The sequence below is a fragment of the Kitasatospora sp. NPDC058190 genome (assembly GCF_042883685.1).
Classification (GTDB): Bacteria; Actinomycetota; Actinomycetes; order Streptomycetales; family Streptomycetaceae; genus Kitasatospora.
This window is the reverse complement of record NZ_JBHVVI010000193.1, coordinates 1-11,592: the sequence shown is the minus strand read 5'-3', so window position 1 is coordinate 11,592 and position 11,592 is coordinate 1. Positions and strand designations below refer to the sequence as shown.

The window sequence follows — 11,592 nt, the reverse complement described above, 5'->3', positions numbered from 1 at the left end:
CCGTCAGCCACTGTCCGGTCACCCCGGGGGTGGTGATCGTGTGCTGCAACAGGTCGAGGTCGAGCCGCTCGGGCGGTGCGACCACGACCCGGCCACCGCTGAGCAGCGGCACCCACAGCTCGTACGTCGAGAGGTCGAAGGCCGTCGGGGAGTGCATCAGCACCCGCTCGTGTCCGCCGCCCCGCCATTCGGGAGTGAGCGCGAGGCCCACCACGTCGCGGTGGGTGACGGCGACGCCCTTCGGCCGCCCGGTCGAGCCGGAGGTGTACATGATGTACGCCAACTGCCGTGGGTCGCAGGGCACTTCCACGTCGGACGAGTCGGGCTCGGCCTGGATCAGTGCGGTCAGCACCTCCTCGGTGAGCACCAGCGCGGCCGCGGTCTCCTGCAGGATCAGGTCGATGCGGGACGACGGGAAGCGCGAGTCGAGCGGCACGTAGGCGCCGCCGGCCTTGATGATCGCCAGGATCGCCACGACCAGCTCCGCCGAGCGGTCCAGCATGACCGCGACCGGCGTCTCCGGCCGCACGCCCTGGCGGATCAGTGCCCTCGCGAGGCGGTTGGCCCGCAGGTCGAGTTCCCGGTAGGTCAGCTCGGTGCCGCCCGCCACAACGGCCACCGCGTCCGGGGTGGCCCGCACCTGACGGGCGAACAGCTCCGGCACCGCGGCCTCGGGCAGCTCGACCGGGGCGCCGTTGGACTCGGACAGCAGCCGACGGCGTTCCTCGCCCGACATGATGTCGATCCGGCTGACCGGCAGGTCGGGGTCGGCGACCGCCGCACGCAGCAGCCGTGCCCAGCGGTCGAACAGCAGCTCCACCGTGGGGGCGTCGAACAGGTCGGTGGCGTACTCCACCGCGCCGACCAGGCCGTCGAAGCCGCCGTCCGGGCGGAACTGTTCGGCCAGGCTGAACGTCAGGTCGACCCGCGAGGTCCCGGTCGGCGCCTCCAGGTGGCCGGTCTCCAGCCCCGGCAGCGCGAACTCGCCGAGCGGCGCGTTCTGCAGGGCCAGCATGACCTGGAACAGCGGGTGATGCGCCAGCGACCGCACCGGGTTGACCACCTCGACCAGGTACTCGAACGGCACATCCTGGTGGTCGTACGCGCTGAGCGCCTTCTGCCGCACCCGGCCGAGCAGTTCGGCGAAGCCGGGGTCGCCGCCCGTGTCGGTGCGAAGCACCAGGGTGTTGACGAAGAAGCCGACGAGCTCGTCCAGCGCCTGGTCGGACCGCCCGGCGATCGGTCTGCCGATCGGGATGGCCGGGCCGGCACCGAGCCGGGTGAGCAGCGCGGCGAGGCCGGCCTGCAGCACCATGAACATGCTGGCGCCGCGCGCGGTGGCCAGGTCCCGCAGCGCCTGGTGCAGTTCGGCGTCCAGCCGGACCGTGACCCGGCCGCCGAGCTGGGAGGCCACCGGCGGCCGGGGCCGGTCGGCGGGCAGCTGCAGCTGCTGCGGCAGCCCGGCCAGCTCGTCCTTCCAGTAGGCCAGTTGCCGGGCGAACAGGCTGTCCTGGTCGGCGGCGTCGCCGAGCAGGTCGCGCTGCCAGCGGGTGTAGTCGGCGTACTGCACCGGCAGCGGGGACCACTGCGGTTCCTCGCCCCGGCAGCGGGCCGCGTAGGCGGCGGCCAGGTCACCGGAGAGCGGGCCCATCGACCAGCCGTCGGCGGCGATGTGGTGCACCACGACCAGCAGCGCGTGCCGGTCGGGCGTGAGCGCGTACAGCTCCGCCCGGACCGGCGGCTCGGCGGCCAGATCGAAGCCGCGCTGGGCCGCCTCCGCCAGCCGCTCGGCCAGCCGGCTCTCTTCGAGCTCGACCACCGGCAGTGCCGGGTGCGCCTCCGAGGCGCTCAGCACGACCTGGTACGGCACGCCGTCCGTCTCGCGGAAGACCGTCCGCAGGCTCTCGTGCCGGGCGACCACGTCCGCCAGCGCGGCGTGCAGGGCCGCGCGGTCGAGGGCGCCGGTCAGGCTCAGCGCGAGCGGCATGTTGTAGGTGGCGCTCGGCCCGTCCATCCGGTGCAGGAACCACAGGCGGCGCTGGGCGAAGGAGAGCGGCACCCTCTCGGGGCGCGGCTGGGCGGTCAGCGCGGGCCGCGCCGTTCCGGAGCCGTCGAGGCGGGCCGCCAGCCCGGCCACGGTCGGCAGCTCGAACAGCGTCCGGACTTCCAGCTCCGCGCCGAGGGTCGCGCGGACCCGGGAGGCCAGGCGGGTCGCCAGCAGGGAGTGCCCGCCCAGGTCGAAGAAGCTGTCGTCCACTCCGACCTGCGCCAGCCCGAGCACCTCGGCGAACAGCTCGGCGAGGAGCTGCTCCTGCGGGGTGCGCGGCGCCCGACCGGCTCCGGCCGAGCCGAGGTCGGGGGCGGGCAGCGCGCGGCGGTCGAGCTTGCCGCTGGCCGTCAGCGGCAGCGCCTCCAGCGCCACGAACGCCGACGGGACCAGGTAGTCCGGCAGCCGCCCGCGCAGCCAGTCGCGGAGTTCACCGATGAGGGCACCGGTGCCCCGGCTGCCGGTCGGGCGGTTGGTCAGCGACGACAACGCGGTGCCGGTCGGCCGCACCGGCCGGTAGGCCTCGACGGGTGCGTCCGCCGGTCCATCGGTGAAGAGCACGTCGAGGGCTTCGGGCGCGTCGGCCGACCAGGTGAGGTCCACCCGGCGGCCGAGCTCCCCGCCGAGGGCGTGGAAGTCCTCCGGGTCGGGCAGGCCGCCGTCGTCCGGGCCGTGCAGCCGCTCCAGCAGCCCGGCGAGCGTGCCGTCGCCGTTGCGCACCGCCCGGGCCAGCTCGGCCTCGCGTGCGACGCGGCGGTTCGGGACCCCGGTGAGGCGCACCGGGCCGGTGCCGGGCCGCCCGAGCAGTTCGCGCAGCTCCGTGAGGTCGGCGACGTCCCGGCCCCATGCCAGGTCCAGCGGCTGGACCGGTACGGCCGGCTGCTTGTGCAGCGTCACGTCGTAGCGGTAGCGGGTCAGCTCATTGTGGTGGCGGCCGCGCTTGACCTCCACGGCCACCGCACCGATGTCGGCGCCGCGCTCCCGCAGGACGGTGAAGAAGTCCGGGTCGACCAGGAGTTCCTTCTCGACCCGGACGGCCTGCTCCACCGCGCGGCGCACCGCGGCGAGGTCGCCGCCGTCACCGGTTCGGTGCAGCTGGACGGCGGTGGCCAGCGGGCGCAGCAGTCGCAGGTTGCGGACGTCGCCGACGAACAGCGCGCCACCGGGGGCGAGCAGCCCCATCAGCTTCCCGATTACGTCGGCGAGGTAGTCGGCGGACGGGAAGTACTGCACCACCGAGTTGATCACGATGGTGTCGAACCGCCCGGCCGGCAACCCGTCGGTGTCGTGGGCCGGCCGGGTCTGCAGCACCACGCGCTCGGCCAGGTCCGCCTGTCGCGCCACCTGGGCGGTCAGCGCGTCGATCGCGGTGGCGGAGAAGTCCGTCGCCCAGTAGGTCTCGCAGTGCGGTGCGATCTGCGAGAGCAGCAGTCCGGTGCCGACGCCGACCTCCAGGACCCGGCGGGGGCGCAGGGCGAGGATGCGGGCCACGGTGGCGTCCCGCCATTCCCGCATCTGCTCGACGGGGATCGGGCTGGCGTCGTAACTGCTGTTCCAGCCGACGAAGTTCTGGCCGAAGGCGGCTTCCTCGGGAGCGATGGGCAGGGCGTCGTAGATGTCCTGCCACTCGCCCACGTGGTCCGCTTCGAGGCTGCTGTCCCGGGCCGTGTCCTGGCGCGGGACGATGTAGCCGACGAGCCGGTCGTCCTTGGCCAGGACGGCGCTCCGGGCGACGGCGGGGTGCTCGGCCAGCGCCGCCTCGACCTCGCCGGGCTCGACGCGGAAGCCGCGCACCTTCACCTGGTCGTCGGCGCGGCCGACGTACTCCAGCTGGCCGTCGGTGCGGAAGCGCACCAGGTCGCCGGTGCGGTACATCCTGGCGCCCGCGGGGCCGAACGGGCAGGCGACGAACCGTCCGGCCGTCAGGCCCGGCCGGTTCAGGTAGCCGCGCGCCAGACCGGCACCCGCGACGTAGAGCTCACCGGGCACGCCCGGGGGCACCGGCCGCAGCCGCTCGTCCAGCACGTACACCCGGGCATTGGTGATCGGGCGGCCGATGGGCGGCACGCCCGCCCCCGGGGACAGCGGGTCGCTCATCGTCGCGCACACCGTCGTCTCCGTCGGGCCGTACGCGTTGATCATCCGGCGGCCCGGCGCCCAGCGTTCCACCAGCTCCGGCGGGCACGCCTCGCCCGCCACGACCAGCGTCGACACGGTCACCGAACCCTCCGGCACGGCGGCCAGGACGGACGGCGGCACGGTCACGTGGGTGACCGCGAGGTCCGGGTCGGTCAGCGCGGCGAGCGGCTCGGCCGCGGGGGGCAGCACCAGGGCCGCGCCGCGCAGCAGGGCGGTGTAGATCTCCGACACCGAGGCGTCGAAGCTGGGCGAGGCGAACTGGAGCACCCGGCTGTCGGGTTCGATCGCGAACCGCTCGATCTGTCCGGCGACCAGGCTCGCCACGCCGCCGTGGCCGACCACGACGCCCTTGGGGCGACCGGTCGAGCCGGAGGTGTAGATCACGTACGCCGGCTGCCGGACGTCGAGCGTGACGACGGGATCGGTGTCCGGCCACGCGGCGGCCTCGGCCACCATCGCCGGGTCGTCGACCACCACCGAGGGCCTGGCGTCGTCGAGCATGAACGCGATCCGCGCCTGCGGGTACGCCGGATCCACGGGCAGGTACGCGGCCCCGGCCTTCAGCACACCGAGGACGGCCACCACCGACTCCACCGAACGCGGCAGCGCCACCGCCACCACCTGCTCCGGGCCGACACCCCGCGCGATCAGCGCATGCGCGAACCGGTTCGCCCTTGCACTGAGCTGACGGTACGTCAACTCAGTGTCACCGCAGACGAGTGCGAGTGCGTCCGGGGTGGCCGCGACCTGCGCCGCGAAGGCATCCGGCACCGGGACGGCGCCCACCTCGCGGGCGGTCTCGTTGCCCCGCTCCAGCAGCCGGTGCCGCTCGTCGGCGTCGAGGAGGTCGATCCGCCCGATCGGCTGCTCCGGATCGGCGGTGACCGCCTCCAGCAGGAGCGTCCAGCGCCGGGCGAGGGCGTCGACCGTCGAGCGGTCGAACAGGTCGGTGGCGTACTCGACCGCGCCGACGATCCCGGCCGGGCTTCCGTCCGGACCGAACTGTTCGACGAGGCTCACCCCGAGGTCGAACTTGGCGGTCCCGGTGGCCACCGCGTAGGTGGCGACGTCCAGGCCGGGCAACGAGAACCGGCCCATCGGCGCGTTCTGCACGGCCAGGATGGTCTGGAACAGCGGGTGGTGCGACAGCGACCGGGAGGGGTTCAGCACCTCCACCAGGTGCTCGAACGGCACGTCCTGGTGCGCGTACGCCGACAGCGCGGTCTCCCGCACCCGCCCCAACAGCTCGGCGAAACTCGGATCACCACTCGTGTCCGTGCGCAGCACCAGCGTGTTGACGAAGAACCCGACCAGATCGTCCAGCGCCTCGTCCGTGCGCCCTGCGATCGGGCTCCCGATCGGAATGTCCGTCCCCGCACCCAAGCGTGTGTACAGCGCCGCCAACGCCGCCTGCAGCACCATGAACAGACTCGCACCCGAACGCCGCGCCAACTCCGCCAGAGCGGCGTGCAGTTCGGCGTCGATCCGGAGTTCCAGCAGGTCGCCGCCGTACGACACGGCGGCCGGGCGCGGCCGGTCGGCGGGCAGCCGCAGCTGCTCGGGGAGCCCCGCCAACGCCTCGGTCCAGTAGGCGACCTGGCAGGCGAAGACGCTGTCCGTTTCGCGCTCGTCGCCGAGGATCTCGTGCTGCCACAGGGTGTAGTCGCCGTACGTGACCGGCAGCGGCGGCCATTCGGGCGCCCCGTCACCGCGCCGGGCGACGTAGGCGGCGGCGAGGTCGCGGGCCAGCGGTCCCATGGACCAGCCGTCGCCGGCGATGTGGTGCATCACCAGCAGCAGCACGTGCTCGTCCGGCGCGAGCGCGAACAGCTCGGCGCGCAGCGGCACTTCCGAGGTCAGGTCGAATCCGCGCACCGCCGCCTCGCGCAGCAGGGCCGGCAGCTCGGCCTCACCGGCCGCGCGCACCGTCAGCGGGACGGTCGCCTCGGCCGCGTTCAGCACCCGCTGCTGCGGGACGCCCGCGGTGTGCGGGAAGACCGTGCGCAGGGTCTCGTGCCGGGCCACCACGTCCGCGAGCGCGGCACTCAGCGCGGCCCGGTCGAGGTCGCCGGTCAGCCGCAGCGCCAACGGCAGGTGATAGGTGGCGCTCGGTGCCCCGAACTGCTGGAGGAACCAGAGTCGGCGCTGGGCGAACGACAGCGGCATGGGCTCGCGGCGGAGCCGGGGTACCAGGGCCTGCCGCGCGGAGGCGGCGTCGTGCAGCCCGGCCGCCAGCCCGGCCGGCGTCGGGGTGCGGAACAGGTCGCGCAGCTCCAGTTCGACCCCGAGGGTCGCCCGGACTCGTGACACCAGCCGGGTGGCGAGCAACGAGTGCCCGCCCAGGTCGAAGAAGTCGTCGTCGACCCCGGTCTGCGGCAGGCCCAGCACCTCGGCGAACAGCTCGCACAGGATCTGCTCCTGCGGGGTGCGCGGTGCCCGGCCGCCGGTGGCTCCCGTCGGATCGGGCGCGGGCAGCGCGGCGCGGTCCAGCTTGCCGTTGGGCGTCAGCGGCAGCGCGTCCAGCAGGACGAACGCGGACGGCACCAGGTAGTCGGGCAGCCGGTCGCGCAGGTACGCCGTCAGCGCGGCGGCGGTGGCCGGGCTGTGCGCCGAGGGCACCACGTACGTGACGATCCTGGTCTCGCCCCGGTCCTCGCGGGCGAGTACGGCCACCTGGGCGACGCCCGGGTGGGCCGTCAGCTCGGCCTCGATCTCACCCGGCTCGATCCGGAACCCGCGGACCTTCACCTGGTGGTCCACCCGACCGGCGAACTCCAGCTCGCCGTCGGCGCGCCAGCGCACCAGGTCGCCGGTGCGGTACATCCGCGCGCCCGCCGGGCCGTACGGGTTGGCGACGAAGCGCCCGGCGGTGAGCCCGGGCCGGTTCAGATAGCCGCGGGCCAGGCCCGTCCCGGCGAGGTACAGCTCCCCCAGTACGCCGGGGGCGACCGGCCGCAGCGCCGAATCCAGCACGTACGCCTGGCAGTTGTCGATCGGACGGCCGATCGGCACCGGGAGCGGGCAGTCGGCCGGGTCCGCCGGCAGCGGGTAGGCGGTGATCACATGGGTCTCGGCGGGGCCGTAGTGGTTGTGCAGCACCCGGCCCGGTCGGCGGGCCTGGAACCGGCGTACGGCACCGCCGAGGCGCATCGCCTCGCCGGCCTGGGCGACCAGTCGCAGGTCGGGCAGCTCCAGCCCGGCCTCCTCGGCGGCCTCGGCCAGGGCCTCGACCACCAGGTTGGGGGCGAACAGCTCGCCGACCCGGTGCAGGTCCAGCCAGTGCGCGAACAGCTCGGCGCTGCGGCGCTGGTCCTCGGTCGGCACGACCAGGGTCTTGCCGTACAGCAGCGCGGAGAGCAGCTCCTGAACGGATACGTCGAAGCTGATCGCGGTGAACTGGGCGGTGCGCGTGCCGGGTTCGCCGCCGACGGCCTTGTGGTGCCACTCCAGCAGGTTCAGCAGTCCGGCGGCGGGCATCACCACGGCCTTGGGCCGGCCGGTGGAGCCGGAGGTGTAGATGACGTACGCCGGGTGGCGCGCGTCCACGGCGACGGCCGGATCGTGCTCCGGCTGCTCGTCGGCCGGCGTGACGGCCGCGAGGTCGTCGAGCACCACGGCCGGGCGGGCGTCCACCAGCATGTAGTCGATGCGGGCGGCGGGGTAGTCCGGGTCGACCGGCAGGTACGCCGCGCCGGTCTTGAGCACCGCGAGGACGGCGACCACCAGCTCGGCCGAGCGTGGCAGTCGCAGGGCGACGACCTGCTCCGGCCCCACCCCGCGCGCGATCAGCGCGTGCGCCAGGCGGTTGGCCCGGCGGTTCAGCTCGCGGTAGGTCAGCACGGTGTCCTCGAACACCACCGCCTCGGCCTGCGGGGTCGCCCGGACCTGCGCCTCGAACAGCGCCGGCAGGGTGGTGGCGGGAGCCGGGCACGCGGTGTCGTTGCGGGCGACCAGCAGCTCGTGCCGCTCCTCGGCGGTGAGCACGTCGATCCGGCTGAGCGGCCGGCCGGGCTCGGCGACCACCGCCGCCAGCAGCCGCAGCCAGCGGTCGACCAGCGCCTCCACCGTGGCGTGGTCGAACAGGTCGGTGCTGTACTCGACCCGGCCGACGATGCCCTCGGCCGCCCCGCCGGTGCCGCCGCGCTCCAGCAGGTGGAAGCCGAGGTCGAACATCGCCGTGGGCGTCCGCACCAGGAGGATCTCGGCGTCCAGGCCGCTCAGCGCGAACTCGGTGCGCGGCACGTTCTGCAGCGCCAGCAGCACCTGGAACAGCGGCTGGCGGGCGAGCGACCGGGACGGGTTGAGGGCCTCGACGACGTGCTCGAACGGCAGGTCCTGGTGGGCGTACGCACCGAGCGCGCCCTCCCGGACCCGGCCCAGCAGCTCGGCGAAGCTCGGGTCGCCCGAAGTGTCGGTGCGCAGCACCAGGGTGTTGACGAAGAAGCCGACCAGGTCGTCCAGCGCCTGGTCGGTCCGGCCGGCGATCAGGCTGCCGACCGGGATGTCCGTGCCCGCGCCGAGCTTGTCCAGCAGCGCCGCCAGCGCCGCCTGGAGCACCATGTGGACGCTGGCCCCGTGCTCCCGGCCCAGGCTCACCAGCGCGCCGTGCAGCTCCGGGTCCAGGTCGATCGTCAGGTGCCCACCCCGGTAGGAGGTGGTCGCCGGGCGGGGGCGATCGGCGGGCAGCCGGATCTGCTCGGGCAGTGCGGCCAGCCGCTCCGTCCAGTACGCCGTCTGCCGGGCGGACAGGCTCGTGGGGTCGGCCGGGTCCCCGAGCAGCCGGTCGTGCCACAGGGAGTAGTCGGCGTACTGCACCGGCAGCGGCGCCCACTGCGGCTCCTCGTGCCGGCGACGCGCCGCGTACGCGGTGGCCAGGTCGGCGGCCAGCGGGCCCAACGACCAGCCGTCACCGGCGATGTGGTGCATCACCACCAGCAGCACGTGCTCATCCGCCGAAAGCTCGAACAGCTCGGCCCGCAGCGGCGGTTCGGCCGCGATGTCGAAGCCGCGCACCGCGGCCGCGGCGAGTAGCTCGGGCAGGTCCGCCTCGTCCACCGGGGTGACCGGCGGCTTGGGCCGGACCGCGCCAGCGGCCAGCACCTTCTGGTACGGCACGCCGTCGACCGCCGGGAAGACCGTGCGCAGGGTCTCGTGCCGGTCGACGAGGTCGCCGAGCGCGGCGGCCAGGGCCGCCCGGTCCAGCGGCCCGGAGAGGCGCCAGGCCAGCGGGATGTTGTAGATCGGCCCGGCGCCCTCCAGCTGGTGCAGGAACCAGAGCCGCCGCTGGGCGGAGGACAGCGGCACCAGCTCGGGCCGTTCGGCCCGCTCCAGGGCGAGTCGGGCCCGGTCGGCGCCGCCCAGGCCGGAGGCCAGCCCGGCCACCGTCGGGTCGCGGAACAGGGTGTGCAGCGGCAGTTCGACGCCCAGGGTCGCGCGGACCCGGGCCACCAGCCGGGTGGCCAGCAGGGAGTGCCCGCCCAGGCTGAAGAAGTCGTCGTCGACGCCGACCTGTGGCACGCCGAGCACCTCGGCGAACAGCCCGGCGAGCACCTGCTCCTGGGGGGTGCGCGGTGCCCGGCCGCTACGGGACACGGTGAACTCGGGCTCGGGCAGGGCGCGCCGGTCGAGCTTGCCGTTGGCGTTCAGCGGCAGGACGTCGAGGGTGACGAACGCGGCGGGCACCATGTAGTCCGGCAGCCGCTCGCGCAGGTGCGCCCGCAGCTCCTCCGGGTGGAGCTCCGCCCCGGGGGCGGGCACCAGGTAGGCGACCAGGCGGGTGTCCTCCGCCCGGTCCTTGCGGGCGATCACCGCGACCCGGCCGATCCGCGGGTGGTCGGCGAGCGCGCTCTCGATCTCGCCGAGTTCGATCCGGAAGCCGCGGACCTTCACCTGGTCGTCGGTGCGGCCGACGTACTCCAGCTGGCCGTCGGCGCGTCGACGTACCAGGTCGCCGGTGCGGTACATCCGCTCTCCGGCCGGTCCGAACGGGCAGGCCGTGAAGCGTACGGCGGAGAGCCCGGGCCGGTTCAGGTAGCCGCGGGCCAGGCCCGGGCCGGCGAGGTACAGCTCCCCGGTCACGCCCGGCGGAACCACGCCCAGCCGGTGGTCCAGCACGTAGCCGCGGAGCCCGGCGACGACATGGCCGATCGGCGGCACGCCGGACCCGGGCGTCAGCTGCTCGCTGATCGTCGCGACGACCGTGGCCTCGGTCGGGCCGTACGCGTTGAACATCCGCCGGTCCGCCGCCCAGCGCGTCACCAGCTCCGGCGGGCAGGCCTCGCCCGCCACCGTCAGCGTCGGCACGTCCACCGCGTCCGGCGACAGCGCGGCCAGCACCGACGGTGGCACCGTCGCGTGGGTGAGTGCGAGGCTCCGGTCGGTCAGCGCGGCCACCGGCTCGGTCGCGGGCGCCGGCACCAGGGTGGCACCGGTGAGCAGTGCGCCGAGGATGTCCCACACCGAGACGTCGAAGCTGGGCGAGGAGAACTGGAGCACCCGACTGTCGGCGTCGAGGCCGAGCCGCTCGACCTGGACCGCCACCATGGACGGCACACCCGCGTGGCTCACCACCACGCCCTTGGGCCGGCCGGTCGAGCCGGAGGTGTAGATCACGTACGCCGCGGTCCGGACGTCCACCGCGACGACCGGATCGGTCTCCGGCCACTGCGGCGCCTCGGCCACCTCGGCCACCTCGGCCACCGTCGCCGGGTCGTCGACCACCACGCTCGGCCGCGCGTCCGCCAGCATGAACGCGATCCGCGACTGCGGATACCCCGGGTCCACCGGCAGATAGGCGGCGCCCGTCTTCAGCACGCCCAGGACGGCCACCACGAACTCCACCGATCGCGGCAGCGAGAGCGCCACGAGCTGCTCCGCGGCCACCCCCCGGGCGATCAGCGAGTGCGCGAACCGGTTGGCCCAGGCATTCAGCTGACGGTACGTCACCTGCCTGCCGGCGGAGACCAGCGCCACCGCCTCCGGGGTGGCCGCCACCCGCGCCGCGAAGGCCTCCAGCACGTTCCCGGTGGCCGCCCCGCCCTCGACGGCGGGCAGCAGCTCGCGGCGCTCCTCGGCGGACAGCACGTCGAGCCGCCCGAGCCGCCGCTGCGGGTCGGCGACGGCCGCGCTCAGCAGCCGGACCAGGCGCGCGACCATCGTCTCGACGGTGGCCGGGTCGTACAGGTCGGTCGCGAACTGGACGAACGCGTCGATCCCGGCCGGGGCGCCGTCCTCGGCGTGCCGCTCGGCCAGCGAGAGGACCAGGTCGAACTTGGACGTGGTCGTGGTCAGCTCCACCTCGCCGACCCGCAGGCCGGGCGGGGCGAACTCGGCCCGGGCGTTGTTCTGCAGCACCAGCATGACCTGGAACAGCGGGTGGTGGGAGAGCGACCGGACCGGGTTGAGCC

General features: G+C 74.4%; 1 protein-coding gene. It reads right to left on the bottom strand.

Going from position 1 to position 11,592, the window contains the following annotated elements; genetic code table 11:
* A partial coding sequence (locus ACFVWU_RS42540) for an amino acid adenylation domain-containing protein (protein ID WP_387631582.1) occupies positions 1-11,592 on the bottom strand: 11,592 nt, incomplete at both ends.